The organism is Mesorhizobium sp. M0239 (assembly GCF_040321815.1).
Taxonomy (GTDB): Bacteria; Pseudomonadota; Alphaproteobacteria; order Rhizobiales; family Rhizobiaceae; genus Mesorhizobium.
In genome coordinates this window covers 209,220-234,884 of the sequence record NZ_JAMYSG010000007.1, presented here as the reverse complement: position 1 = coordinate 234,884, position 25,665 = coordinate 209,220, and the positions used below count along the sequence as shown (strand labels likewise).

Sequence of the window (25,665 nt, the reverse complement as noted above, 5' to 3'; positions counted from 1 at the left end):
ATGCTGCGTGAAGGTCCTTGAGTCGATGGAGATGTATTGTCCGGGACCGGGCGATGCCAGTCCAGCACAAACCGCTGCTGATCACAGGCTGCCTGCCCGGCTAGCCCTAAGCAAACTCCATGATCACCGCATCCACGGCCAAGCTGTCGCCTGGCTTGGCGTTGAGTTTGGAGACGACAAGGTCGCGTTCAGCACGCAGCACGTTTTCCATCTTCATCGCTTCGACCACCGCCAATGTCTCGCCGGCCTTGACCTCCTGGCCTTCGGCAACGGCAATCGACACGACAAGGCCAGGCATCGGGCAAAGCAGCAGGTTCGACGTGTCCGGCGCCACCTTTTCGGGCATCAGCCTTTCCAGCTCGGCGGTGCGCGGCAGCATGGCGCGCGCGGTCACCGACATGCCTTTCCAGGCTATGCGAAAGCCGTTGGCAACCGGCCTGACCTGAGCCGTAACCTTGCGCTTGCCGACCGTGCCGCGCCAGATCAGATCGCCCGGCCGCCAGTCTGATGCAACGGTCAACGCCCTGCCGCCCTCGATCGACAGATCGATTTCCATCGGAATGGAAATCATGCCCTCGATAATCGACGCCGACAGATAGTCATCGCCGATCTTTACCACCCAGTCGCGCTTCAGAGCTCCCGAATGCGGCGCCAGCCGCCCGCCCAGCCGGTCGAGCCGGTCACGGCGCAGCAGTTCCACCGCGGTCGCGATCGACGCCAGCACGGCCTTCTCATCGTCGTTCGGTACGACCGGCGCGAAGCCGTCGGGATATTCCTCCGATATAAAAGCGGTCGATATCCGCCCTTCCCGCCAACGCGGATGCTGCATCAAGGCGGCCAGGAACGGAATGTTGTGCTCGATACCGTCGACGACGAAGCTGTCGAGCGCTTCCGACATGGCATCGATGGCCTCCAGACGCGTCGGCGCCCAGGTGCACAGCTTGGCGAGCATCGGATCGTAGAACATCGAGATTTCGGAGCCTTCGGTGACGCCGGTGTCGTTGCGGATGACGACATCGCCGAATTGTCCTTCCTCAGGCGGCCGGTAGCGCGTCAGTCGGCCGATCGAAGGCAGGAAGTTGCGGTAAGGGTCTTCGGCATAGAGCCGGCTTTCCACCGCCCAGCCGTTCAGCTTGATGTCGCTTTGCTTCAGGCCAAGCTTTTCGCCGGCGGCGACGCGGATCATCTGCTCGACCAGATCGATGCCGGTGACGAGCTCCGTCACCGGATGCTCGACCTGCAATCGTGTATTCATTTCAAGGAAATAGAAGTTCTTGTCCTTGTCGACGATGAATTCGACCGTGCCGGCGCTCTGGTAATCGACAGCCCTGGCCAGCGCCACCGACTGCTCGCCCATGGCCTTGCGTGTCGCGGCGTCCAGGAAGGGCGACGGCGCCTCTTCGGCGACCTTCTGGTTGCGTCGCTGGATCGAGCATTCGCGCTCGCCGAGATAGAGCGCGTTGCCATGCGCGTCGGCCAGCACCTGGATTTCGATGTGGCGCGGATCGACGATGAATTTCTCGATGAAGACACGATCGTCTCCGAACGAACTCTTGGCTTCCGAGCGCGCGCGGTCGAAGCCGTCGCGCACTTCGGCCTCGCTCCAGGCGATGCGCATGCCCTTGCCGCCGCCGCCGGCCGAAGCCTTGATCATCACGGGATAGCCGATTTCGCCGGCTATCTTTTCGGCATGGTCGGCATTCTCGATAACGCCGAGCCAGCCGGGCACGGTGGAAACCTTGGCGGCGTTGGCGAACTTCTTCGATTCGATCTTGTCGCCCATCGCCTTGATGGCCTTGGGCTTTGGGCCGATGAAAATGATGCCTTCCGCTTCCAGCGCTTCGCAGAAAGCCGCCCGCTCGGACAGGAATCCGTAGCCGGGATGCACGGCCTGGGCTCCCGTTTCCTTGCAGGCGGCGATGATCTTTTCCGGGACGAGATAGCTCAGCGCGGCTGGCGAAGGCCCGATATGCACCGCCTCGTCGGCCATCTCGACATGCACGGCATCGCGATCGGCATCGGAATAGACGGCAACCGTGGCAATGCCCATCTTGCGCGCCGTCTTGATTACGCGGCAGGCAATTTCGCCGCGATTGGCGATCAGGATCTTGGTGAACATGCGAAATGTCATCCCTCGGGTCGGCCGTTCCTTTTATGGCCTGTGCTTGCAGGGTCAAGCCGACCATGCAATTCACTGCCTTTCAATGACTTGCGATTCCAATTCATCGCTGTGGCCCAGTCGGGGAGCCAGCTGCCAGTTGATCGTGTCGGCAAAACCTGAAACCTTGGAAAAAAATCCGCATTGGAGGACGCCTGATGAAAACCCGCGCCGCTGTCGCTGTCGCCGCCGGAAAGCCGCTGGAGATCATGGAGGTCGATCTCGACGGCCCACGTGAGGGCGAGGTGCTGGTCGAGATCAAGGCGACCGGCATCTGCCACACCGACGAATTCACGCTGTCGGGCGCCGATCCCGAAGGCCTGTTTCCAGCCATCCTCGGCCATGAGGGCGCCGGCATCGTCGTCGATATCGGCAAGGGCGTCACCTCGCTCAAGAAGGGCGACCACGTCATCCCGCTCTACACGCCCGAATGTCGCCAGTGCCATTCCTGCCTGTCGCGAAAGACCAATCTGTGCACGGCCATCCGCGCCACCCAGGGCCAGGGCCTGATGCCCGATGGTTCATCGCGCTTCTCGATCGGCAAGGACAAGATCTTTCACTATATGGGCTGCTCGACTTTCTCCAACTTCACCGTGCTGCCCGAGATCGCGCTGGCCAAGGTCAACCCCGACGCGCCCTTCGACAAGATCTGCTACATCGGCTGCGGCGTCACCACCGGCATCGGTGCTGTGATCAACACCGCCAAGGTCGAGATCGGCGCGACAGCCGTGGTCTTCGGCCTCGGCGGCATCGGCCTCAATGTCATCCAGGGCCTGAAACTTGCCGGCGCCGACATGATCATCGGCGTCGATTTGAACAACGACAAGAAGGAGTGGGGCGAGCGGTTCGGCATGACGCATTTCGTCAATCCGAAGGAGATCGACGGCGATGTCGTGCCCCACCTCGTCAACATGACCAAGCGTGGCGCCGACCAGATCGGCGGCGCCGACTACACATTCGACTGCACCGGCAGCACCAAGGTGATGCGCCAGGCGCTGGAAGCCTCGCATCGCGGCTGGGGCAAGTCGGTCGTCATCGGCGTCGCCGGCGCCGGACAGGAGATTTCGACACGGCCGTTCCAGCTGGTCACCGGACGCACCTGGATGGGCACCGCCTTCGGTGGCGCGCGCGGCCGCACCGACGTGCCCAAGATCGTCGACTGGTACATGGACGGCAAGATCCAGATCGACCCGATGATCACCCACACGCTGAAGCTCGAGGACATCAACAAGGGTTTCGATCTCATGCATGAGGGCAAATCGATAAGAAGCGTCGTGGTTTACTGAGGAAGATCACAGGCCGCCACCTAACCGGCCGGAGACCTCCGTGGTTTACAATGGGGGAGAAAAGAAACATGAGCGAACTCCCCGCCATTCTCGTCGATGCAGACGCCTGCCCGGTCAAGGCCGAGGTCGAAAAAGTGGCCGACCGGCATGGCGTCGTTGTCACCTACGTCTCCAATGGCGGCCTGCGGCCATCGCGCGATCCGATGGTCCGCAATGTCGTGGTCTCCAAGGGCGCTGATGCCGCCGACGACTGGATCGTCGACAATGCGCGCACCAACGACATTGTGATCACCGCGGACATTCCGCTGGCCGCCCGCGCGGTGGCACTCGGCGCCCATGTGCTTGGGCCAACGGGGCGCCCCTTCACTCCGGAAACGATCGGCATGGCGATGGCGATGCGTGACCTGAAGCAGCATCTGCGCGAGACCGGCGAAAGCAAGGGGTACAATGCCAGCTTCGCGCCACAAGACCGGTCGCGGTTTCTGGGCGAACTCGACCGCATCTTGCGGCGGGCGCTCAAATCCGCCACACCAGACTAGAAACCGAGCGCCATCCAAGGTTGGAGCCGACATGGCTGCCGAAACCCCGGTGAAGTCTCCCATTCAGCGCCACATGCTGTTCGCTGTGTCGGCCTGCGTTGGCGTTTTTGCGCTTCTCGTGGCGTTGCTGCTGCACGCCCCGCTTGCCTATTCGATCGGCGCCAACGCGTTCTTTGCCGCCTATGTCATTCTCGTCGTCGCCCAGATGCCGAAGTTCACCGGCAGGTATCTGAGCAGGAATGCGCGTGCCACGGACCAGCCGGTGCTGGTCATCTTCGCTGTGACGCTTGTCGTCGTCGGCGTTGCCGTTATCTCATTGTTCCTGCTGATCAATCAGAAGGACAGAAGCCATCCCGTCGAGCTCATCTTCGCGCTGCTGTCGATCCCGCTCGGCTGGTTCACAATCCATGCCATGGCAGCGCTCCATTATGCCCATGTCTACTGGATGGACGGCGATGCGGTGGATGCCGAGACCAGGAAGAAAATCCCGGTCGGCGGACTGCTGTTTCCGGGTGACAAACGGCCGGAGGGCTGGGATTTCCTGTACTTCTCGACGGTGATCGGCATGACCGCACAGACTGCCGATACCAACATCTCGACAACGCATATGCGTCGTGTCGTGCTTGTCCATTCGATCCTGTCGTTTTTCTTCAACACGGTCATCGTCGCCGCCGCCGTCAATCTCGCCGTCAGCCTGGGCGGTCCGTAATAAATCCGTGATCGGATGAAACATCGGTTTGGATCGCGACGTATCAGGAGGACAATGAACGCGCAGGCCATGCCGCGAGGCCGGGAGACGAAAGACGATGGAATCCGTTGCCAGAAGCCAATCCGCCGCCGATCCAGGCGCTTCTGCGTCGAACGACAAAACGCTGATCTACCGGCAGTCTCGCTGGACGCGGCTGACGCATTGGCTCTGGGCCATCTCCTTGTTCTTCATGCTGCTGTCAGGCCTGCAGATCTTCAATGCCCGTCCGCAGCTCTATATCGGCAAAGAATCGGGCTTTGACTACAACAACACCATCTTCGCCATCGGCGCTGAGAATTCCGACGCGGGTCCGCGCGGCTACACGGAAATCTTCGGCAAGCGCTTCGACACGACTGGCGTGCTCGGCTGGTCGGGTCCGGCCGGCCAGGAGACATCCCGCGCCTTTCCATCCTGGGCGACCATCCCGTCCTACTATGATCTCGGCACCGCGCGCGTCATCCATTTCTTCTTTGCCTGGATACTGACCACGACGTTGATCGTCTGGTTTGTCGCCAGCATCGTGAACGGCCATCTGCGGCGCGATCTCGCGCCACGCCTCGACGATTTGAAGCGATTGCCGCAAGACATCGTCGACCATGCCAAGCTCAAATTCCACCACGCGCGCGAATACAACACGCTGCAGAAGATGGCCTATAGCGGCGTGCTGTTCGTGCTGTTGCCGCTGATGATCATCACCGGCCTGGCGATGTCGCCGAGCATGAATTCGGTGCTGCCGTTCCTCAACGATCTGCTCGGTGGCCGGCAGACGGCACGCACCATCCATTTCACCGTCATGGTGCTGCTGGTCGCCTTCTTCGTCGTCCATATCCTGATGATCCTGGCCGCCGGCCCGATCAACGAACTGCGCTCAATCATCACCGGCTGGTATCGCACCGATCCTCCCGCACAGGACGACAAACCCGTCGAGAGGAATGCCTGACATGGCAAAATTCCAGATCAGCCGCCGCAAATTCCTGACCGGTGCCAGCCTTGGCGTCTCCGGCATCATGCTGTCGGGCTGCGACGCCTTCGACAGTCAGCTAGGTGTTGGCAGCGGCCTGCGCAGTTTTCTCGAAAACGCCAATGACCTGACATACCGGGCACAGCGCCTGCTTGCCGGACGTGACGCGCTGGCGCCGGAATTCACGGAGGCCGACATACGCCAGCCGCAGCGGCCGAACGGTGTCACCGCTCCCGATGACGATGTTTACAAAGGCCTGCTCGCCAACAATTTCGCCGACTGGCGTCTGGAAGTGACGGGTCTCGTCGAAAAGCCGCTGTCGCTCAGCCGCGAGCAGCTTCAGAACATGCCGAGCCGCACCCAGATCACCCGCCATGACTGCGTCGAAGGCTGGAGCTGCATAGCCAAATGGACCGGCACCCCGCTGTCGCTGGTGCTGGACCAGGCGGTTGTCAAACCGCAGGCGCGCTACGTCATGTTCCATTGCCTCGACACGATCGACCGCAGCCTCTCCGGCGACATCAAATATTACGGCAGCATCGACCTGATCGATGCCCGTCACCCGCAGACGATCCTCGCCTATGGCCTGAACGGCAAGCCGCTGCCGGTCGAGAACGGCGCGCCGCTGCGGGTTCGCGTCGAGCGCCAGCTCGGCTACAAGATGCCGAAATATCTCTACAAGATCGAGTTGGTCGATGGCTTCGCCACAGTCGGCGGCGGTCGCGGCGGCTATTGGGAAGACAATGGCTACGACTGGTACGGCGGGATCTGAGCTGCACACCGCAAATCCGGCTCTGAAGATGCTAGCCTAGCGAGCGGCGAAACAGTTCGCCCTTTCCGGCAATCTGCTCACCAATGCCGCCGAGCCGCAGCATGTGCCAGGCAAGGGCGTGATTGCTCGAGGTTACCGGTTTCCCCAGTTCCTTCTCGACGTCCTCGATGATGCGGGCAACGCGCATGCTCGTGCAGGAAACGAACACCGCCTCACAGTCGCTCGACGCACCGATTTCCAAGATGGCCTGCTTGACCGATGCCGGCGTGATGCGTGCAACGACATTGTCGTCCGCCTCGTTGAAGGAGCCCATGACCGGAATATCCATCACCCGCGCCATCAGCGATGCAAGCAGGGAATGATTGATTTTTGCCAAATAAGGGGTGAGCAACGCGATCCGCGAAACGCCCAGGGCCTTCAGCGCCGCCCGCGCCGCCGTCACCGGGTTGGTCACTTGCACGCCCGGCAGCACCTCGTGAACGCGTTCGGCGACCTTGTCCTCGCCGATAACCAGCGCTCCCGAAGTGCAGGCAAAGCCGATCACATCGAACTTGACGTCCGGCAAGAGCCCGACCGTTCCCGGGATGACGGCCGACATCTTCATCAGGTTTTCAGGCGTGATCTCGACATCGCTGTAGAGCCGCGCCTCGTACAGCGCGATGTCGCGCGCGGGCAGCGCATAGCGGAATTCATCCTCGATGGTCTGGTCGGTCCGAAGGACGAGCAGGCCGAGATTGGCGCGGGTGCCGATGCCGTTGTCGGTCGTGAAGGGAATGTGTTCCTTGTCGAGGACAAGCGTGTCGTCGGCGCGGCTAAGCGGGGCGTCCATGGCGCAGTCCCCTTCCTGATGCCAATCAGAATTGTCGACAATAGAAACGACAACTTTGCCAAACGTGTCAAGAGCTCCGTTCGAATTTTGGCAACCGAGAAATGCCGGGGTTTCGCCCTGTCTGAACGGTGAATCGATCGTCGACCCACGCGCCGTTGACAATGACCAGCGTCTTCCTATTGAATTGTCGACAATAGAAACGACAACCATTCGGGACAGCGATGCGCGTATTGATCTTGGGCGGCGGCGTTGTCGGGATCACCACGGCCTATCAGTTGCAGAAGGACGGCCACACGGTCACCGTTCTCGAGCAGGCATCACAGGTGGCCGAAGGGGCAAGCTGGGCAAATGCCGGCATGATCGCGCCCGGCCATTCCTTCGTCTGGTCATCGCCGGCCGCGCCAAAAACCCTGCTGAAGTCACTGTTCCTGAAAGACCAGGCGCTTCGTTTCAAGCTCTCCACCGACCCGCATCTCTACAGCTGGTCGCTGCGCTTCCTCATGCAATGCACGGCCGCCAAAGCACGTCGCAACACTCTGCTCAAACATCGGCTTGCGGTCCATTCCCAATCGGTCCTGCAGGCGGTCGTCAGGGAAGAGGCGATCCCGTACGACAGGACGTCGGACGGCATTCTTTATTTCCACCGCAGCCATCAGGCGCTCGACAAGGGCGTCGCCAACATGCGCCTGCTGGAAGCCGACGGCCAGGAGATCCGCATCGTAGACGCGCAGGAAATCGTTGACCGCGAGCCGGCGCTGGCTTCGTCGCGCGACAACATTGCCGGCGGCGTATTGTGTCCGACCGACGAAACCGGCGACGCCGCCAAGTTCACGCGCGCGCTGGCGGCCATCGTCGAAAATAGGGGCGGCAAGATCCTGACAGGGACCAGGATCGTGGGGATCGAACGCAGAAAGGAAACGATCACCAAGGTCGTCACCGACAAGGGAGAGTTTCTGGCCGACACCTACGTTCTGAGTCTCGGCGCCGAGAGCCCCGTCCTCGCCCGCAAGATCGGCCTTGGTCTGCCGATCTATCCGGTCAAGGGATATTCCATGACCATTCCCATCGTCGATCGGGCGCTGGCTCCAAAACTCCCTGTCATCGATGAGCACAACCTCGTCGCCATCACGCCGATGGGCGATCGCATCCGCGTGACCGCCACCGCGGAATTCGCAGGCTATGATCGCAGCCACAAGCCTTCGGATTTCGCCTTCATGAAGCGCGTCACGCAGGACTTGTTCCCGCGCGGCATCGCCTATGATCGCGCCGAGATGCGGGCCTGCCTGAGGCCCATGACGCCCGACAACCTGCCGATCCTCGGCCTGCGCGACATCCGAAACCTGTGGCTGAACACCGGGCACGGCCATATCGGCTGGACGATGGCGCATGGATCGGCCCGTATCATCGCCGATCTGATCGCCGGCCGGACCGCGCCGATCGCCCTCGACGGTATCCTTCCCACACAGGCACGGTTCACCGAACCAAGCGCCGCAAAGGCTTGACGAGGCCATGCCCCGACCCACCAGGCAAAGCAACCAGGACAACAGCGCGGCGTTGGCATCCAAGCCGATCAAGACCGGCCCGCGTGTCTATGAAGAAATCCGTGGCATGGCGATGGACTATCGCTTCAAGCCGAACGAGCGCATCAACGAAGTGGCGCTTGCCGCCAGGCTGAATGTCAGCCGCAGCCCGATCCGGGAGGCGCTCCAGCGGTTGGTCACAGAAGAACTCATCACTTTCCAGACCAATCGCGGCTTCTTTTGCCGGGGCTTCGATGTCGACGAGATCGTCAATCTTTCCGACGTGCGGGCGGTGCTCGAGGAGCGCTCCGTCAGGCTGGCGATCCAGCGCTCGACAGATGAGGAGCTTGCCGCGCTCGTCGACTGGTGGACGCTCACCATGGCGCGCGCCGACTCATTTTCCAGCACTGAGCTGACCGCCAGGGACGAGGAATTTCACATCCGCATCGCCAGGCTGTCAGGTAATTCCGAACTGGCGCGCATGCTCGAAGGCATCAACACGCGCATCCATTTCGTTCGCAAGATCGAAGTGGAGAAGCACCGGCGATTGTCGACGACCTACACCGAACACAGCGAAATCGCCCGGGCCATGGTAGCCCGCGATGCCGACAGGGCCGCAAGGCTCATGCACGACCACATCGCCATCAGCGTCGCCGATGCCATGCCGACCGTCAGGGAAGGCTTGGCAAGGATATACATCGACGTCGACCAGATCTAATCGGGCAACCCCGGCTCTGACCGAGGCAACCCCCTACCGCTCAGGCAACCTTGTCGAGCAGCGGCCTCAGCGCCGGATGGATTTCCGGTGAGGCGTGCTTGATCAGCGTCAGCAGCGCGCGTTCGTTCTCGTAAAGAGGCCTGTCGACGCTGATATGTTCGATCAGCCAGCCGGCTTCGCCGGCATCGATCGTCTCGGCGCGGCGGGCCAGGGTCTCGGCCGCCCTGTTCTTGGCTTCCCACTCGGCCTCGATGTCGCCCGGGGACCGATAGGCTTCCATGATGCCGGCAAGGCCGCCAGAGATCATGCGGCTGAAGAAGCCGCCGATTTCCGGATCGGCATGTTCGAGGAAGGCATCGCGGCGCAGCGCCACATCGCGCGTCGGTGCTTCGTAGCCGGCCGAGCACATGACGAAATTGGCGATCGCCTTGACGAACAGCTCGTTCCAGGACGGATCCTTGTGCCCTTGAGCAGTGCACTCGTTGATCTTGAACAGCACCTCGGCCTCGGCGCGCGTGATGGCGATGTTGCCGTCGCCGCCATGGGCATGGAGGATCCGGCGCAGCAGCTCGACCTCCGCCTGTGCGATGAGGCCGGGAGCCAGCGCGCCGCCGAGCATCAGCGGCCCCTTGCCGTCAATGACGGCATGCGCCACCTGCTCCAGCGCATAGACGCAAAGCTGGCTCGGCGACGATCTTGCCTGTTCCAGCACATGCACCAGCAATTCGAGCTCGGTCCGGCTGTCGACCATGCCATCGCGCGAGATCGTGCGGATCAGCCAGTCGGCATTGTCCTGCGAGATATAGCCCGACGGCTTTTCCTGGTGGACGATATAGTCGGTAACCGCCTCCACGAAGAAGGGCGGCCATTCCTCGCATTTGTCCTTCGCCGTTGCATCGAGCGCAAACAGCGCCTCGGCCTCGCCGCGCGTCACGACGCCATCGCCGAACACTTCATGGCGCAACATCGCCACGTCCTCCGCGGCGATGCGGCTTTTCGAGGTCAGCCCGGCCACCGGCGCGCTCATGATCAATTCGCCCATTTGTCGTCCCCGTCCGCCGTCGCCAAGCGCCGGCCCCAAGCGTCATACAAGCCAACATATCAGCAGTGTCTTGAAAAACCGGCAAACGGCGTGGTTAGCGAAGACTTGTCGGCCAACGCATGTCGCCCAAAAACGTGCCGCGGTTTTGAAGAATGGCATGCACGCGCTTTAGATGTCGCTGACAGGTGACAAGCCGTCGCGCGCGAGCTATGGATGGCGCGTCGAGGACTCAGGGTCTGAGTCCTACCTGTTTGCGGGAGAGAACAGCGAGAGCTGTCGCCGAAGGGGAAATCGCCCGAAATCTCTCAGGCAAAAGAACCGTAGACGGGAAAGACACTCTGGAAAGTCGGGGCTTGCCCCCGCGCCGAAGGTGTAAGCGCCGCTGACAGAGCTCCGGCTGCGCGAGTCTCTCAGGCTTCAGACAGAGGGGCACGGACTGGTCGCCATTCGCGGCCGATTGCGTGCGACTCTGGAGACGACATGACGGGCGACGATACAAGACACCTACCCCTCGAAGACATCCATGTGGCCGCCGGTGCGCGTTTTGGCGCTTTTGCCGGCTGGTCGATGCCGCTGACCTATCCGGCGGGCGTCATGAAGGAACATCTTCACACCCGCGAACAGGCTGGCCTGTTCGACATCTCGCATATGAAGCTGTTCGAAGTCAGCGGGCCGGAGGCGGTTGCGCTGCTCAACCGCGCTTGCCCCTTGGATGCAGGCGCACTCCAAATCTCACAGTCCAAACTGTCATTTTTCCTCAACGAGGCAGGCGGCATTCTGGACGACCTGATCGTCACCAGACTTGGCGATAGCAGGTTCATGGTGGTCGCCAACGCAGGCAACGCCGTCGCCGACGAAAAGCATTTGCGTGCACTTGCCGCGGATTTCGACGCCAGGGTCGAGCCGCTCGACCGCGTCTTCCTGGCCATCCAGGGTCCTGAAGCCTGGGCCGCCCTTTCGCGCGCCGGCATCGAGACCGGCTCGCTGCTGTTCATGCATGGTGTCGAACCGCGCAAGAACTGGTTCATGAGCCGGTCGGGCTATACCGGCGAGGACGGTTTCGAGATCGGCCTGTCGGAAGCCGATGCGCGCGACCTCGTCGCGAAGCTGCTCGGCGATGAACGCGTGCTGTGGATCGGCCTGGCCGCCCGCGACAGTCTGCGGCTGGAGGCAGGGCTGTGCCTGCATGGCCAGGACATCACGCCGGAGACCGATCCGGCCAGCGCTGCGTTGATGTGGGCAATTCCAAAGGACATCCGCGCTTCCGGCGCTTTCATCGGCGCCGATGCGCTCCGCGCCGCCGTGGAACGAGGCCCCGCGCAAAAGCGGGTCGGGCTTAAGCCGGAAGGTCGCCAGCCGGTGCGTGGCGGTGCCGCGCTCTTCGACGCCGACGGCAATCCGGCCGGCCAGGTCACATCGGGCGGCTTCGGCCCCTCGGCCGGCCATCCGGTCGCCATGGGCTATGTCTCGACACCTCTGGCAAAGCCGGGAACGCGGGTCTTCGCCGACGTGCGCGGCATGAAAATCCCAGTCGATATCAATTCCCTGCCCTTCACACCGCATCGCTACCGCAAAGGATGACCTCAATGGCAACGACCTATTTCACATCAGATCACGAGTGGCTCCGCGTCGAGGGCGGCGTCGCCACGGTCGGCATCACCGATTACGCGCAGGAGCAGCTCGGCGACCTCGTCTTCGTCGAACTGCCGGAGACCGGAAAGAAATTGACCAAGGGGGACACCGCCGTCGTGGTCGAATCCGTCAAGGCGGCATCCGATGTCTATGCACCGGTCGATGGCGAGATCACCGAGGCCAACAGCACGCTGTCGTCGGACCCGTCACTGGTCAACTCGGCGGCAACCGGCGCCGGCTGGCTGTGGAAGATGAAGCTTGCCGACGAAAGCCAGCTCGCGGGCCTCATGGATGAGGCCGCCTACAAAGCCCATATCGGCTGATATCAGGACGGATTGACATGACCGCAGCACTCACTCCCTTCTCGGCCCGCCACATCGGCCCGAGCGTCAACGATGTCAGAGCCATGCTTGCCGTGATCGGCGTTCCGTCCATCGAGACGCTGATCAGCCAGGCCGTGCCGCAGTCGATCCGCCTCGACTTGCCGCTGACCCTGCCCGCACCGGCCAGCGAAGCGGAAGCGCTGGCCGAATTGTCGGCGACCATGGCCAAGAATACGGTGCTGAAGAGCTTTATCGGTGCCGGCTATCACGGCGTGCATGTGCCGCCGGTCATCCAGCGCAACTTGTTCGAGAACCCGGCCTGGTACACGGCCTACACGCCCTATCAGGCCGAGATCAGCCAGGGCCGGCTGGAGATGCTGTTCAACTTCCAGACGCTGGTCACGGAATTGACCGGTCTGCCGGTGGCGTCGGCCTCGCTGCTGGATGAAGCAACCGCGGTCGCCGAAGGCATAGGCATCGCCTTGCGCCACCACCGCGACAAGCGCACCAAGATCGCACTTGCCGGCACGCCACACCCGCAGACACTGGACGTCGTGCGTACCCGCGCCGAGCCGCTCGGCATCGAGATCGACGGCGAGACGATCGACGACAACACCGCTGCTTTGCTCGTCTCCTGGCCGGATACGTTTGGCGTCTATGGCGACCACAAGGCGGCGATCGACAAGGCGCGTGCGACCGGCGCCATCGTCGTCTTCATTGCCGATCCGCTCGGCCTGGCGCTGACCGATGCGCCGGTCAAGCTTGGCGCCGACATTGCCGTCGGCCCGATGCAGCGTTTTGGCGTGCCGATGGGCTTTGGCGGGCCGCACGCCGCCTATTGCGCCGTCTCCGACAAGTTGACGCGGCTGATGCCTGGCCGCCTGGTCGGCCAATCCACCGATAGCAAAGGCCGGCCCGGCTACCGGCTTGCCTTACAGACACGCGAACAGCATATCCGCCGCGACAAGGCGACCTCCAACATCTGCACCGCACAGGCGCTGCTTGCCAACATGGCGACGGCTTATGCGATCTGGCACGGCCCCGCCGGGCTGCAGGCGATTGCCGGGCGCATCCACACGCTGGCCAATCGTCTGGCAAGCGGCCTCGAAGCGGCAGGCGTGTCGGTGATCGGCGCCAGCCGTTTCGACACGGTGACGGTGGAGACCAAGGGCAAGGCGGCGCAGATCGCCACTGCGGCTGAAAAGACCGGCCGGCTGCTGCGCGTCATCGATGCCGACCATGTCGGCATCAGCTTCGATGAGACCTCGACCGATGCCGATCTCGATGCGATCGCCGCCCTGTTCGGCGCCAAGGCCTCTCCGTCGGCCGACAGCACCGTACCTGGCAAGCCGCGCGGCAAGGAGTTCCTGACCCAGCCTGTGTTCCATGAGAACAAGTCGGAAACCGAGATGATGCGCTTGCTGCGCCGGCTGGCCGACAAGGATCTGGCGCTCGACCGCAGCATGATCCCGCTGGGATCCTGCACCATGAAGCTCAACGCGGCGGCGGAAATGATGCCGGTAAGCTGGCCTGAAATCGCCAATTTGCATCCCTTCGCGCCGGCAAGCCATTCGGCCGGCTATCGCGCCATGATCGGCGAACTGGAAGGATGGCTGTCGGAGATCACCGGCTTCGACGCCGTCAGCCTGCAGCCCAATGCCGGCAGCCAGGGCGAGTATGCCGGCCTGCTTGCAATCCGCGCCTATCATCGCTCACGCGGCGAAGGTCATCGCACCGTCTGCCTGATCCCCTCCTCCGCTCATGGCACCAATCCGGCAAGTGCTGCGATGGCCGGGATGAGCGTTGTCGTTGTGCGCTGCCTGGAGGACGGCAATATCGACATGGACGACATGAGAGCCAAGGCCAACGAGCATTCCAAGAATCTCGCGGCACTGATGTTCACCTACCCCTCGACGCATGGCGTCTACGAGGAAGGTGCACGCCACCTCTGCGCCCTTATCCACGAGCATGGCGGCCAGGTCTATTTCGATGGCGCCAATCTCAACGCGCTGGTCGCCTTGGCGCGGCCCGCCGATATCGGCGCCGATGTCTGTCATATGAACCTGCACAAGACCTTCTGCATTCCGCATGGCGGCGGTGGCCCGGGCATCGGCCCGATCGGCGTAAAGGCGCATCTGCAGCCCTATCTGCCGGGACATGTCACCGAAGGTTCGGCGCACGCCGTGTCGGCCGCACCATTCGGCAGTGCCTCGATCCTGCCGATCACCTGGATGTATATCCGCATGATGGGCGCCGCCGGACTGAAGCAGGCGACGGAGACCGCCATCATCTCGGCCAACTACGTGGCGACACGGCTCGCGCCGCATTTCCCGCTTCTCTACAAGGGCAGGCACGATCGCATCGCGCATGAATGCATCCTCGACACCCGCGTGCTCAAGGACAGCGCCGGCATCAGTGTCGACGATGTCGCCAAACGGCTGATCGACTACGGCTTCCACGCGCCGACCATGTCCTTCCCGGTCGCCGGCACGCTGATGGTGGAGCCGACCGAATCCGAGCCCAAGCGGGAACTCGACCGCTTCTGCGAGGCGATGATCGCCATCGCAGGCGAGGCAGCGAAAGTCGCCAGGGGCGAATGGCCTTTGGCCGACAATCCGCTGGTCAACGCGCCGCACACCGCCGCCGAGGTGCTGGCCGGCCAGTGGACGCATCCCTACTCGCGCCTGGAGGCGGCCTATCCCGCCGGCGACGCCGACACGGCAGCCAAATACTGGCCACCGGTGTCACGCATCGACAATGTCGCCGGCGACCGCAACCTGGTCTGCTCCTGCCCGCCACTGTCGGACTATCTGGGTGCGGCGGAATAATTACGCGGAGCGCAAGGCCGGCTTGATAGGTTCGGCCTTGCCTGTCCTTTTACGGCTGATGACGCAGTTTCGCCCGGCGCGCTTGGCGGCATAGAGCGCCGCATCGGCCTCGGTCAGCACCTCATCGAGGCTGCTGCCGCTTGCCTCGCCAAAGCCGATGCCGCCGCTGACCGTGCTGCGCAACTTGCCGAGTTGGGTGGCGACGATCTCGGTGCCGAAGGCCACACAGATCTTGCTGGCGAGATCATGGGCCTTCTCTTCCGTCATTCGCGACATGACGACGGCGAATTCCTCGCCGCCCAGGCGAAAAGCGTCGACGCCGGTCCTGGCATATTTCTTGATGACCGCGGCGAAGCGGCACAAGACCTGGTCCCCGACCGGATGGCCATAGACATCGTTCGTCCGCTTGAAGTGGTCGAGGTCGAACATGACGACGGACATGAACGGACCGAAACTCCGCTCGCCGTAGAGCGACGTCAACGCCCGCCGGTTCATCAACCCCGTCAGCGGGTCGGTCATGGTCTCGGCCTTCAGCTCGATCTGCGCCTGCAGATGGTGGAGGGAGAGCGTCAATGCGCCGAGCCCGGTCATGCAAGCCACCGCCACGACGGAATTCAGTCGTTCGGCCCAGTTGTCGGGCGCGACCGCGAGCGTCCATTGCCCCTTGGTCAGCAGAACCACGCCACAAAGCGCAAACGACACAGCGCAGGTGCCGCTCAGAAACGAAACCACCAGCAGGATCCGGCGATCGTGACTGCCATTGATCCAAAACATGGCGCCGATCGCCGACAGAAGCACCGTCACCGTGGCGTAGGTGACGATGAAGCCGACACCGTCAAGCCCCAGGAAGGTCACTGCCGCACAGACAGCCATGGCGGCAAGCGCCGGTGCAACGGCGCGTCTGTGGCCGGGCACGCCCAGATATTGCATGGCCGACACGCAGAGGATCAGGAACCCCAGGCTGAGCAGCGCAAGCACGATCTGACAGAGCAGCGGATCGGGATCCTTGGTGTATCGCCAGAACAGGATCACATGCGCGACGAGCACCAGAATGCCGCACGCCACCGTCAGCACGAAGCCTGCCTTGGGCGCGGTGAACCAGATCGCAAACATGGTGACGCTGAGGCAGATGCCCGACAGCGCAGCTGCGAGCAGGAGCGAACTGAAGTCCAGCATATCGGGCAAGGGCCTCTCGAGCGTCGGCGGTTGCGCTGCACTCTAAGGTCAGCGGCAGCCCTCAGATATGGGTTTTCAGCCGATCTATCGATGCAACCTACGGATAGGGTTTACAAAACGTTCGATGCCATGTGTCCCGAAACCGGACCCTTGGACGACGCGAGGTCAACCCTTGTTCAAGAGAGCGAGGTTGGCGTTGACGACGGTGGGATCGGCCATGCCGGCCTTCGCTTCGAGCAGCAGCGCCTTGGCCTTCTTGCGATTGCCGCGCAGCAGTTGCGAATAGCCCATGTTGTTGACGATCTGCGGCTTGCGGCCGGCGACTTTCAAAAGCTGGCCGTAGGCACGGTCGGCGAAGTCGAAGCGGCCGAGTTCATCATAGGAAGCAGCGAGCCCCATCCAGGCCTCCGCATTGTCGGCCTTCAACTCGACGGCCTTGCGGAAGTGCTTTTCGGCGAGGCCGTAATTGGCGTCGCGAAACTGCGCCTTGCCTTGCGCCAGATCGGAGGTGTCGATGTCCTTTGCCGCCGGTTGGATGGCGGTGGTCTTGGTGGTGTCGACGCCGCCCGTTGTACAGCCAGACATCATCAAGACGGCCGAAATCGCGGCCATTGCCGTGAAGTTACTGTGACGCATGCCCCTGCCTCATCGCCCGATTTGCCGGGTCGTTCTTCAGGAAACACATTATATCAGCGACGCTTAAACTTTGGTGCCGAAACGTCACCAAAATTTGGTTTCGGGCACACCAGCCATTAACCACCAGGCCACGCTGCTTCAGTCGCAGCCAGCGGCGTCCTCACGGCTCCAGGGCTTTGAGCCCCGCAGGAGCCGTATACCGGCTGCCATCATAGCGCAGCCGGTAGGTTTGGCTCACGGACTTGCCGGGATGGGACTGGCACTCGCCATCCTTGTCGGGCAACGGATTGTCAGTATCCATTTGCTCGACCACCGTTATGTCGTGGTAGCCATGATGTTTGGCCGGGCTCATCGCCAGGCTAACCCGACTAGTATGAAAGTATCCGGCGCAATTGGTATCGCCCTCGCCGCCATTGCCGCCCACGACCAGGCCATCGAGCACCATCCTCAGGGAATCGCCATCGACGGCATAGAGCCGCAGGTCGGTTTCACTGAAGGGATTAGGCAGCGAATTGTTCGCCATTTCGATGCGCAGGCCAAAGGCAGTAACATCGGGTGCCAGCGCATAGCGGCCGGTATCAAGTTCGACCTTGCGGATGGCGATGGCATCATCATTCATCAGCCCGGGCTGGAGCAAGCGCTGGCGCACCTGCCGGCTCTTCCTGTCGACAATCAAAAGCTCGATATCGCCGGCATGCGCGTAGTCGCTGGGTTGGGACCCCTCCATCAGCGGCACTGCGACCAACAGCAGGTCGTCATGGGCGGGCCAGATCTTGCAAACCAGCCCCGGCGGATCGCCATACGCGAATGTCAGGGCGATGCTGGTGTGGGGTTCGAGCGTGAACGAGGTGCCGTCGGCGTTCTTTCGAGCTTTGGGATAGGCCTGCTGCACCAAGGCGGCGGCATCGCCGCAATCGTCGGCCACGGCCCAGGCGGGCGACAGGCTGGCCGCGGCAAGGCCGAGCAAGAGAGTGCGCAGCAGCATGGACTTCTCACCTGCAAAGCCGGGTTCGGTCAGAACAATGGTTGTCAGCCCCTTGCTAGGGCTTTTGTGAAGCGCTCGCTAGTGCGCCGTCATTTTGACGATGACTGGAATGGCCGCGATCATCAGCACCACCGGCAGGATGCACACAACAACCGGCACCGACATCTTGGCCGGCAAAGCGTGCGCCTTTTCCTCGGCCAACGACATACGCTTATGGCGCATGTCGTCGGAGAAAACGCGCAGCGCCCCCGACAGGCTGGTGCCGAGTTCCTTGGACTGCTGCAGCAATGTGGCGAAGGAACGCACCTCGTCCAGGCTGAGGCGGTCGGCGAGCGCCTTCAGCGCATCGTCGAGGCTGCGCCCGGCCCTCAGCTCCAGCGACACCAGCTGCAGGTTCTGGCTGAGCGCGGGATAGGTCTTGGCGAGTTCCTTGGAGACGCGCTCTATGCCCGCCTCCATGCTCATGCCGGCATCCGAGCAGACAATCATCAGGTCCATGAAATCGGGAAAGCCGTTGCGGTACTCACGCCTGCGCTCCCGCACTTTCTGGCTCAACACCAGGCCGGGCAGGAAATAGCCGGCCGCTCCCGACAGGATGACGAATGTCCAGCGACTGGCCATCGTCGCGTCCGGGCTGGCCATCCACCGGTTGAGCACAAACACACCGATTGCCGTGCCGATCATCGCGCTGAACCGGATCAGGAAGAACGTGCCGACAGCACGCGGCTCCATGTAGCCCGCCTGGATGAGCTTCATGCGCAGCCGGGCGACATTTTCCGGATCGCTCCTGGCGTAGAATTCTTGCGCCCGCTTCACCGCCTTCTCGCGCACGACGCCGGTATTCTTCTTCTGCACCGGCTCTGGTTTGGCGGCCACGGGACCGTTGTCGACCCTGAGCCGGCGCATGACCTCGTTGCGGTCGCCCTTCGCCATGACAACAGGCCAGGCAACAGCGGCAGCACCCGCCGCCAGCAGCAGGATGGCCACCGGCATCAACGAGGTCGGTGCAAGCGAGGCGAGGAATTCGATGAAGCCCTGCATGTCAGAACTTGAAATTCGACATCTTGAACATCATCAGATTGCCCAGCATCAGCCAGGTGATAGACCCACCGAGCAGGTACCAGGTTTTCGCCTCGCCCCAGACGTCGCTGTAGAAGCCCGGCATCAGCGCCATGATGGCGGTGAACAGCAACGCCGGCACCGCCGTCAGTATGTAGGCCGACATCCGGCCTTCTGTCGCAATTGCGCGCACCTTGCGGCGCAGTTTGCCGCGCTCGCGGATCGTCGTCGCCAGGCCGTCAAGGATCTCGCGCAGATTGCCGCCCGAACTGGTCTGGATCGAGACAGCAGTGACGAACAGCGGCAGATCCTCCTGGCCGACCCGGTCGAACAGCGAGTTCAACGCCGAAACCAGATCGGAGCCATAGGTCACCTCGTCGGCGATGACGCCGAACTCGGTGCCGATCGGGTCGGGCATCTCGCGCGCGACCATGGCGATCGCCACCGGCACCGGATGGCCGGCCTTTAGGCCACGCGTGATCAGTTCCAGCGCCTCCGGCAACTGCATGCCGAACCGCTTCACCCGGCGCTTGCGCTTGAAGCGCAGCGTGATCACTGGCAGCACCGGCACAAGCACCACAAACAGCACAAGCCCCATCAGCGGCGGCAAGCCGTACCAGATGGCGACCAGGGTCATCGCCATCGCCACGCCGCAGGTGATCATCAGGAATTTCGACAGCGGCATGATCATGCCCGACTGGGTTCGCAAAGCGCGGAACCGATCCAGCGAAAACAGCGGCGTGCCTGCATCGAGGCCGCGTTCCTTGCGCAGTTGGACAAGCACCTGCTCCTGGCTGATCTTGCTTTCCTGCAGTTTCATGCGCCGGTTGATGGCGGTGCGTTTGTCGCTGCGACCGGCATAAAGCAGGTAGCAGGCCTCGGCGATCAGGATGCCGGTCAGCGCGGCCGCGGCATAAACGACATAGATCGCGCTCATTCCACCGAACACTTGGCTACTCCTGCGGCCGGCCGGGTTCGAAATATCGTCCAGGAAACTCGATGCCCATAGCGCGCAGATCCTCAAGGAAGCGCGGCCGGATGCCGGTCGCCTCGTAGTGCCCCAGAATCCTGCCGTCGGCCTCCATGCCGGTGCGCACGAAGCGGAAGATCTCCTGCATTTGGATGACATCTCCTTCCATGCCGGTCACCTCGGCGACACTGGTCACCTTGCGCTTGCCGTCGGACAGGCGCGTCAGCTGAACGATCAGGTCGAGCGCGCTGGCGATCTGGCTGCGGATCGACTGTACCGTCATCGGCATGCCGGTCATGCCAAGCATCTGCTCGAGCCGCGAAATGGCGTCGCGAGGCGTGTTGGCATGAATGGTCGCCATCGACCCTTCGTGGCCGGTGTTCATCGCCTGCAGCATGTCGAAAGCCTCCTCGCCGCGGCACTCGCCGAGAATGACGCGGTCGGGGCGCATGCGCAGTGCGTTCTTGACCAGGTCGCGCTGCTTCAGCTCGCCATGGCCTTCGATGTTGGCCGGCCGCGTCTCCATGCGCGCGACATGCGGCTGCTGCAGCTGGAGTTCGGCCGCGTCCTCGATGGTGATCAGCCGCTCATCTTCCGGAATGAAGGCCGACAGCGCATTGAGCATGGTCGTCTTGCCGGTGCCGGTACCGCCCGAAATGATCGTCGTCTTGCGGGCATGCACGGCCGCCGCCAGCACTTCGGCCATGTTCTGGGTGATGGCGCCGAATTCGACCAGTTTGTGCAGGCCGAGCTTGTTCTTGGAAAACTTGCGGATCGACACCAGCGGCCCATCGACCGCAACCGGGCGGATGGCCGCGTTGAAGCGCGAGCCGTCCAGCATGCGGGCATCGACCATCGGCTGCGATTCGTCTACGCGGCGACCGACCGCGGCGACGATCTTGTTGACGATGCGCAGGAGATGCGCCTCGTCCTTGAACGGAATGTGGACCGGCTGCAGCTTGCCCTTCTTTTCGACAAAGCAGTTCATGTGGCCGTTGATCAGGATGTCGTTGATGTCGGGGTCCTTGAGCAGCGGCTCGAGCGGACCGAGGCCGACCATCTCGTCGACGATGTCGTCGACCAGCGCGTCAAGCTCGACGGTGTTGATCGCCATCCGCTCCTGCTTGGTCTTTTCCGACACGAAATCATGCACTTGCCGGCGCATCTCATCCTTCGGTAAACGCTCCAGCGCGACAAGATTGATCTCTTCGAGCAGCAGCCGGTGGATACGCACGCGCGCATCGAGCACCTTGTTGGCATTCTTTGCCGGCGCTGTGTCCGGCTTTGCCGGCAAAGCCTTTCGGCTGGTCGGAATGACGACGGCATGATGGGCGACCGGCGTCGTCTCAGGCGCGCGCTGCTGCGGACGCGCATCTCGGTTCTGCAGGGCGGAGAAGCGGCTGGTCATCCGGCTTTCCTCTTCAGCAATCCACGGCCCATACCAAACAGCGAGCGCGATTTCGCGCGGGTTGGGACCGCTTCTTCCGGCAGGATGATCTTCTTCAGGTCGTTGATGACATTGGCGTTCGGATCGATCTCGTGCAGCGGCACGCCGCGATCGACCGCTTCGCGCACCAGCCGGTAGTTGTTGGCGATGCCGCCGACGAAATGCTCGCCGAGAATTTCCTGGACGTCCGCCTGCTTGATGCCGTTATCGAACATCTTCTGTTCGAAACGATTGACGATAACGTTCGGCTTCACTTCCTTGCCGGCAGTCTCGTAGACCGCCTGGATCAGCCGCTGCGTGTGGCGCAGGCACGGCACCGTCATTTCCGCGACGATGTAGAGCTTGTTGGAACCGAGCAGCACGGTTTCCGTCCATGGAAACCAGGTGCGTGGCATGTCGATGACGACATTGTCGAAATAGGCCGAAACGAGGTCCAGCATGCGCACCACGACATCGGTCTTGAACGAGCGCATCTCTGCCGGATGCGCCGGTGCCGCCAGCACGCACAGCCCGCTGGCATGCTTGGACAGCATCACGTCGAGCAGTTGGCGGTCGAGACGCTCGGGCTGGTTCTCGATCTCGGTGATGTCGAAACGCGGTTCGAGGTCGAGATATTCGGCACAGGCGCCCTGCTGGAAATTGAGATCGACGACGCAGGTCGACGCGCCGCGCGTCACCGAGTGATGCAGCTGAAAGGCGGTCTGCAGCGCCAGCGTCGTGGTGCCGACGCCGCCCGCGGCAGGCATGAAGGTGTAGATCTGCGACTCGCTGTTTTCCTCCCGACCGGGTCCCTGCAGCGCCCTCACCACGGAGCGCACCAGATCGGCGGTGGTGATCGGCTTGACCAGGAAATCCGCGACCTTGAGCTGCACGAGAATACGCACCGCGGCCGCGTTGAACTCCTGGGTGACGACGACGACAGGAACCTTGTCCTCCAGCCGGCGCATGATGCGCTGCAGCGACTCGACCTCCTCCAGCCTTGCCGCATCCATGTCGACGATGATGGCGCCGAAGTCGGCTTCCTGGATCTCGCCGCGCAACTCGGTAACGTTCTTCTCCACTGTCGAGAGCTGTATGATCTCGGAGGCGGAAAACGCGGTGCGCGTGTCCTGCGCAAACGTCCTGTCGGTCGATACGAGCAGGATCTTCCTGGTCTTGATGCCGTTTGCCATTCTGTCAGCCTGTCAGTTCGATCGACCGTTGGATCAGTTGCCCGTGGGATCAATTGGTCGTGCTGGACTGCGACGCCTTGGCACCGGCCGCCTGATCGGGTGTTACGGCCGCGGCACTGCCTCGTTGGGCCGGCACCAGGAGCCTGGTGTTCTGGACCCCGTATTTCCAGGGATCGACCATCTGCATGACGGTGTTGGCGGCCTGCGCATTTCCGGCGCCGGCCGTCGGCCCTTCGCTGCGCACATAGTCGTCGCTGGTGCAGCCAGCGGTAAAGCCGGCCAGCAGCAAGGCGACGCTCGATCCAAAGACCAGACGCATGGCTTCAATCCTTCGGCAGGTCGAGGAAATGCCCAGCCGAAGCGGCCGCTGCAGGTTGAGTGACGCGGCCGTCTGCCAGCGCCACGGTGCGACCGGTATCGGCGCCCTTCACTTCCTCGGTGTTGTTGAGAAAATAATCGGCGTTGCTGGCCGGCTGCGTGCCATCTGTCGGCTCGACGAGCTTCTTCGACGGATCGACCGGCTTGACCAGATAGGGCGTGACGATGATGACGAGGTCGGTCTCGCGCCGCTGATAGGATTTCGACGAGAACAGCGCTCCAAGCACCGGCATCTTGCCGAGGCCGGGAATGCGCGAGGTGGTGATGTCGTTCTGCGACTGCAGCAATCCGGCGATCATGAAGCTCTGGCCGTTCTTAAGGTCGACCGATGTCCTGGCACGGCGCACGATGAAACCGGGCACCGAAATGCTGCCTATGTTGTAGGAGGCAGACGCGTCGATCGAAGAGACTTCCGGCGCGATGTCCAGGCTGACCAGCCCGTCCTTCAGAACCGTCGGCGTGAAATCCAGGCTGACGCCGTACTTCTTGTAGCTGACTGAGATCTTGCCGTTGTCCTCGGAGACCGGGATCGGGAATTCGCCGCCGGCGAGGAAGCTCGCCGTCTGGCCGGAACGGGCGATCAGGTTCGGCTCGGCCAGCCGCCGCGCCAAGCCGCGCTCTTCCAGCGCTTTGATGGCGATATCGATGGAGACGCCATTCGACAGCAGCTTGCCGATGATCTCGCCTGTTCCCGCGCCCTGTATCGATCCGGCCGGCAGCGTGACGTCGCGGCCACCCATGCCATAGGCGAAATTGGCGGCGTATTTGGCGCCGAGATCCTGGCCCGCCTGGCGGTTGATCTCGACAAAGCGGACGTTGAGCTGGACCTGCTGCGACGACGAGATATTGACCGAGTTGATCACCTCCTCGGCACCGGAAAAGCGCGTCGCGATCTTGTTTGCCTTTTCGGCGGCGACCGCGTCATCCGCCTCGCCCGACAGCACGACCCGGCCATTGGCCGATCCGACCGTGATCCTGGCATCCGGCACGCTGGCGCGAATGGTGCTGGCCAGTTGGTCGGTGTCGAGCGTCACCTCGATGTCGACAGTGCCGACAAGCTGCTTTTTCTCATCGAACAGGGCAATGCCGGTGGTGCCGAGATTGTTGCCGAGCACATAGAAGGATTTGTCGGTCAGCGGATTGACGTTGGCGATCTCCGGATCGCCGATGACGATCTGGTAGAAGGCGGCACTGGTCATGATCGTCTTCGGCTTGCCCTTGGCGACCTTGATTGACGCATTCTTGGTCGACGACACATAGACGATCTCGTTGTCAGCCCTCGCCGAGGCGCCGAAGGCCAGCATCGCGGCAGCAGCCAGCGAAGACGCGACAGCCGCCGCACGCAAAACGCGCAACCGCCCCATGACCCGATATGTGAACAGCCCGAACATTGTCCCGTCCCTCACCCAGTCCCCACTGGCTTATTTCTGGTCCCGCGAAGGAACCTGGTATTCCTCGGCCTTTGTGCCGCGCGTTACGATGACCGTCTTGAACTTCGGCTTCTCCGGCTCTTTCACCACGGCATCGAACAGCGAGCCGGCAGCGGCCTGCACGTTCGAGGCGGCCGATCCACCGAACGAAGAGATGGTGGTGACGCCGCCCTTGCCGTCGCCGCCTTCGCTGGCCGAGCGCAGCGACAGCGACAGCGTACCGACAGTGCGGGCCAGCGCCACTTTCTGCGCGCCGTCGGTCGTCACCTCGATGGTCACCGAATTGGAAATCTGCGGCGTCGTCTGGCGCTCGTCGGCACCTTGCCCGACGCTCAGCACCTTGGCATCGGCAACGACAATCTCGGAGGTGACCGTCGATCCGGCCGCACCCTGTGCATTCTTGGCCACTTCCTGAATTTCGCCGGCATCGCGCGTCAGCACGACATCAACGCGGTCGCCCGGTGTGACGAAGCCGCCGACACCTGCTATCTCGTCGGTGCGGATGGTGACCGCCCGCATTCCGGGCGTCATCATGTTGGAGAGTGTCGCGCGGCCGTTCGGACCGGACAGCTTGGTCAGCAGTACCGGCTCGTTGACCTCGATCGGCGACAGCACCACGCGGCTGCCATCGGCAAGCACCGCATTGATGGTGGTGAAGGCGCCCTGCGGCACGGCCTCTTGCGACCACGGGATTTCGCTGAGCTGCGCGCGGTCGAGCGCCATGCCGTAGCGCAATGGGGCATTCGCCACCACGATGGTCTTGAACTCGACCTTCGGCACGACAGCTGCCGGAATAGACGACGTCTTCTCTTCGGAATCGGCCTTGGCCTGGCTTTTGACCCAGAAATCCGCGGCAAAGATCGAGATCGCCCCGAAAACGGCGGCGATGCCGATCATCGATATGGCCTTGCCCCTCACGCCGAAACCCCTGATGCCCGCAGTTTCTTGTTTTGTTGGGCTTAACCCTAGGCGGCATTGTTAAAGAATCAGGAATCCTGCACCGCGGTATCGGACCTATTTCCGCCGGCTTGGTTATCGAATGGTTTTGGAGTAAGA

Annotated in this window: 23 protein-coding genes and 1 riboswitch; of the genes, 10 read left to right on the top strand and 13 right to left on the bottom strand. The window is 62.5% G+C overall.

Annotated elements, in window-relative coordinates; translation table 11 throughout:
- Positions 1-106 precede the first annotated feature (106 nt).
- On the bottom strand, positions 107-2,119 hold the full coding sequence (locus NKI99_RS09780) for an acetyl-CoA carboxylase biotin carboxylase subunit (RefSeq protein WP_352610706.1): 2,013 nt from the start codon (positions 2,117-2,119) through the stop codon (positions 107-109).
- Positions 2,120-2,316: 197 nt separating this feature from the next.
- Between NKI99_RS09780 and NKI99_RS09775 the strand changes: the two genes are divergently transcribed.
- From NKI99_RS09775 to NKI99_RS09755, 5 genes are all read left to right on the top strand, one after another.
- Positions 2,317-3,444 carry an S-(hydroxymethyl)glutathione dehydrogenase/class III alcohol dehydrogenase gene (locus NKI99_RS09775; RefSeq protein ID WP_352610704.1) on the top strand — a complete coding sequence of 376 codons (1,128 nt, stop codon included), beginning with the start codon at positions 2,317-2,319 and terminating at the stop codon, positions 3,442-3,444.
- Between the two features lie 68 nt (positions 3,445-3,512).
- Positions 3,513-3,983, top strand: a complete 471-nt coding sequence (locus tag NKI99_RS09770) for a YaiI/YqxD family protein (protein WP_352610702.1) — start codon at positions 3,513-3,515, stop codon at positions 3,981-3,983.
- Positions 3,984-4,014: 31 nt separating this feature from the next.
- Entirely contained in the window at positions 4,015-4,692 is a 678-nt protein-coding gene (locus NKI99_RS09765) for a DUF1345 domain-containing protein (protein WP_352552923.1), read from the top strand.
- Between the two features lie 97 nt (positions 4,693-4,789).
- Positions 4,790-5,671 (top strand): cytochrome b/b6 domain-containing protein, encoded by an 882-nt coding sequence (locus tag NKI99_RS09760; RefSeq protein WP_023810519.1) that lies wholly within the window; start codon positions 4,790-4,792, stop codon positions 5,669-5,671.
- A 1-nt stretch (position 5,672) separates the two neighbouring features.
- Positions 5,673-6,464: a molybdopterin-binding protein gene (locus tag NKI99_RS09755; RefSeq protein WP_023810518.1), complete on the top strand. Its 792-nt coding sequence runs from the start codon at positions 5,673-5,675 to the stop codon at positions 6,462-6,464.
- Between the two features lie 31 nt (positions 6,465-6,495).
- On the opposite strand, the gene NKI99_RS09750 is transcribed toward NKI99_RS09755, so the two are convergent.
- Positions 6,496-7,293: a maleate cis-trans isomerase family protein gene (locus tag NKI99_RS09750; protein WP_352610700.1), complete on the bottom strand. Its 798-nt coding sequence runs from the start codon at positions 7,291-7,293 to the stop codon at positions 6,496-6,498.
- Between the two features lie 221 nt (positions 7,294-7,514).
- On the opposite strand from NKI99_RS09750, the gene NKI99_RS09745 reads away from it, so the two are divergent.
- Positions 7,515-8,795 carry a D-amino acid dehydrogenase gene (locus NKI99_RS09745; RefSeq protein WP_352610698.1) on the top strand — a complete coding sequence of 427 codons (1,281 nt, stop codon included), beginning with the start codon at positions 7,515-7,517 and terminating at the stop codon, positions 8,793-8,795.
- Positions 8,796-8,802: 7 nt separating this feature from the next.
- Positions 8,803-9,531, top strand: coding sequence for a GntR family transcriptional regulator (locus tag NKI99_RS09740; protein WP_352610696.1), 729 nt, complete (start codon positions 8,803-8,805; stop codon positions 9,529-9,531).
- Positions 9,532-9,571: 40 nt separating this feature from the next.
- Here NKI99_RS09740 and NKI99_RS09735 read toward each other — a convergent pair whose 3' ends face one another.
- Positions 9,572-10,573, bottom strand: coding sequence for a hypothetical protein (locus NKI99_RS09735; RefSeq protein WP_352610694.1), 1,002 nt, complete (start codon positions 10,571-10,573; stop codon positions 9,572-9,574).
- A 244-nt stretch (positions 10,574-10,817) separates the two neighbouring features.
- Positions 10,818-10,904, top strand: a riboswitch (glycine riboswitch).
- 149 nt (positions 10,905-11,053) lie between these two features.
- On the opposite strand from NKI99_RS09735, the gene gcvT reads away from it, so the two are divergent.
- The 3 genes from gcvT to gcvP are packed head-to-tail and all read left to right on the top strand — an operon-like array spanning position 11,054 to position 15,356.
- Positions 11,054-12,154: a glycine cleavage system aminomethyltransferase GcvT gene (gcvT, locus tag NKI99_RS09730; RefSeq protein WP_352610692.1), complete on the top strand. Its 1,101-nt coding sequence runs from the start codon at positions 11,054-11,056 to the stop codon at positions 12,152-12,154.
- A 5-nt stretch (positions 12,155-12,159) separates the two neighbouring features.
- Positions 12,160-12,528, top strand: coding sequence for a glycine cleavage system protein GcvH (gene gcvH, locus NKI99_RS09725; protein ID WP_352610690.1), 369 nt, complete (start codon positions 12,160-12,162; stop codon positions 12,526-12,528).
- 17 nt (positions 12,529-12,545) lie between these two features.
- A complete protein-coding gene (gene gcvP / locus NKI99_RS09720; protein WP_352610688.1) occupies positions 12,546-15,356 on the top strand; it encodes an aminomethyl-transferring glycine dehydrogenase in 2,811 nt (936 codons plus the stop codon).
- Here gcvP and NKI99_RS09715 read toward each other — a convergent pair whose 3' ends face one another.
- The 10 genes from NKI99_RS09715 to cpaB form a co-directional block, all read right to left on the bottom strand.
- Complete coding sequence (locus NKI99_RS09715) at positions 15,357-16,532, bottom strand: GGDEF domain-containing protein (protein WP_023810510.1); 1,176 nt, start codon at positions 16,530-16,532, stop codon at positions 15,357-15,359.
- A 165-nt stretch (positions 16,533-16,697) separates the two neighbouring features.
- Positions 16,698-17,168: a hypothetical protein gene (locus NKI99_RS09710; protein ID WP_023810509.1), complete on the bottom strand. Its 471-nt coding sequence runs from the start codon at positions 17,166-17,168 to the stop codon at positions 16,698-16,700.
- Between the two features lie 160 nt (positions 17,169-17,328).
- Positions 17,329-18,135 carry a PA3715 family protein gene (locus NKI99_RS09705; protein ID WP_352610686.1) on the bottom strand — a complete coding sequence of 269 codons (807 nt, stop codon included), beginning with the start codon at positions 18,133-18,135 and terminating at the stop codon, positions 17,329-17,331.
- A 96-nt stretch (positions 18,136-18,231) separates the two neighbouring features.
- Positions 18,232-19,194: a type II secretion system F family protein gene (locus NKI99_RS09700; protein ID WP_127322803.1), complete on the bottom strand. Its 963-nt coding sequence runs from the start codon at positions 19,192-19,194 to the stop codon at positions 18,232-18,234.
- A gap of 1 nt (position 19,195) precedes the next feature.
- Complete coding sequence (locus tag NKI99_RS09695; protein ID WP_352610684.1) at positions 19,196-20,161, bottom strand: type II secretion system F family protein; 966 nt, start codon at positions 20,159-20,161, stop codon at positions 19,196-19,198.
- A 4-nt stretch (positions 20,162-20,165) separates the two neighbouring features.
- On the bottom strand, positions 20,166-21,590 hold the full coding sequence (locus NKI99_RS09690) for a TadA family conjugal transfer-associated ATPase (RefSeq protein WP_352610682.1): 1,425 nt from the start codon (positions 21,588-21,590) through the stop codon (positions 20,166-20,168).
- Entirely contained in the window at positions 21,587-22,801 is a 1,215-nt protein-coding gene (locus NKI99_RS09685; protein WP_127297210.1) for a CpaE/TadZ family protein, read from the bottom strand. Before NKI99_RS09685 ends, NKI99_RS09690 begins: the two co-directional genes overlap by 4 nt.
- 49 nt (positions 22,802-22,850) lie before the next feature.
- Positions 22,851-23,120 (bottom strand): hypothetical protein, encoded by a 270-nt coding sequence (locus NKI99_RS09680; protein WP_128303365.1) that lies wholly within the window; start codon positions 23,118-23,120, stop codon positions 22,851-22,853.
- Positions 23,121-23,124: 4 nt separating this feature from the next.
- Complete coding sequence (locus NKI99_RS09675; protein WP_502905542.1) at positions 23,125-24,543, bottom strand: type II and III secretion system protein family protein; 1,419 nt, start codon at positions 24,541-24,543, stop codon at positions 23,125-23,127.
- Between the two features lie 57 nt (positions 24,544-24,600).
- Complete coding sequence (gene cpaB / locus NKI99_RS09670; RefSeq protein ID WP_245273189.1) at positions 24,601-25,527, bottom strand: Flp pilus assembly protein CpaB; 927 nt, start codon at positions 25,525-25,527, stop codon at positions 24,601-24,603.
- Positions 25,528-25,665: the final 138 nt, after the last annotated feature.

Excerpts from the sequence above, each read along its gene's own strand:
- gcvT (WP_352610692.1), top strand. The coding sequence starts at position 11,054 with ATGACGGGCGACGATACAAGACACCTACCCCTCGAAGACATCCATGTG.
- gcvP (WP_352610688.1), top strand. The coding sequence starts at position 12,546 with ATGACCGCAGCACTCACTCCCTTCTCGGCCCGCCACATCGGCCCGAGC.
- NKI99_RS09745 (WP_352610698.1), top strand. The coding sequence starts at position 7,515 with ATGCGCGTATTGATCTTGGGCGGCGGCGTTGTCGGGATCACCACGGCC.
- NKI99_RS09740 (WP_352610696.1), top strand. The coding sequence starts at position 8,803 with ATGCCCCGACCCACCAGGCAAAGCAACCAGGACAACAGCGCGGCGTTG.
- NKI99_RS09775 (WP_352610704.1), top strand. The coding sequence starts at position 2,317 with ATGAAAACCCGCGCCGCTGTCGCTGTCGCCGCCGGAAAGCCGCTGGAG.
- NKI99_RS09770 (WP_352610702.1), top strand. The coding sequence starts at position 3,513 with ATGAGCGAACTCCCCGCCATTCTCGTCGATGCAGACGCCTGCCCGGTC.
- NKI99_RS09715 (WP_023810510.1), bottom strand. The coding sequence starts at position 16,532 with ATGCTGGACTTCAGTTCGCTCCTGCTCGCAGCTGCGCTGTCGGGCATC.
- gcvH (WP_352610690.1), top strand. The coding sequence starts at position 12,160 with ATGGCAACGACCTATTTCACATCAGATCACGAGTGGCTCCGCGTCGAG.
- NKI99_RS09710 (WP_023810509.1), bottom strand. The coding sequence starts at position 17,168 with ATGCGTCACAGTAACTTCACGGCAATGGCCGCGATTTCGGCCGTCTTG.
- NKI99_RS09680 (WP_128303365.1), bottom strand. The coding sequence starts at position 23,120 with ATGCGTCTGGTCTTTGGATCGAGCGTCGCCTTGCTGCTGGCCGGCTTT.
- NKI99_RS09780 (WP_352610706.1), bottom strand. The coding sequence starts at position 2,119 with ATGTTCACCAAGATCCTGATCGCCAATCGCGGCGAAATTGCCTGCCGC.
- NKI99_RS09735 (WP_352610694.1), bottom strand. The coding sequence starts at position 10,573 with ATGGGCGAATTGATCATGAGCGCGCCGGTGGCCGGGCTGACCTCGAAA.
- NKI99_RS09765 (WP_352552923.1), top strand. The coding sequence starts at position 4,015 with ATGGCTGCCGAAACCCCGGTGAAGTCTCCCATTCAGCGCCACATGCTG.
- NKI99_RS09750 (WP_352610700.1), bottom strand. The coding sequence starts at position 7,293 with ATGGACGCCCCGCTTAGCCGCGCCGACGACACGCTTGTCCTCGACAAG.
- NKI99_RS09685 (WP_127297210.1), bottom strand. The coding sequence starts at position 22,801 with ATGGCAAACGGCATCAAGACCAGGAAGATCCTGCTCGTATCGACCGAC.
- NKI99_RS09760 (WP_023810519.1), top strand. The coding sequence starts at position 4,790 with ATGGAATCCGTTGCCAGAAGCCAATCCGCCGCCGATCCAGGCGCTTCT.
- NKI99_RS09690 (WP_352610682.1), bottom strand. The coding sequence starts at position 21,590 with ATGACCAGCCGCTTCTCCGCCCTGCAGAACCGAGATGCGCGTCCGCAG.
- NKI99_RS09675 (WP_502905542.1), bottom strand. The coding sequence starts at position 24,543 with ATGGGGCGGTTGCGCGTTTTGCGTGCGGCGGCTGTCGCGTCTTCGCTG.
- NKI99_RS09700 (WP_127322803.1), bottom strand. The coding sequence starts at position 19,194 with ATGCAGGGCTTCATCGAATTCCTCGCCTCGCTTGCACCGACCTCGTTG.
- NKI99_RS09755 (WP_023810518.1), top strand. The coding sequence starts at position 5,673 with ATGGCAAAATTCCAGATCAGCCGCCGCAAATTCCTGACCGGTGCCAGC.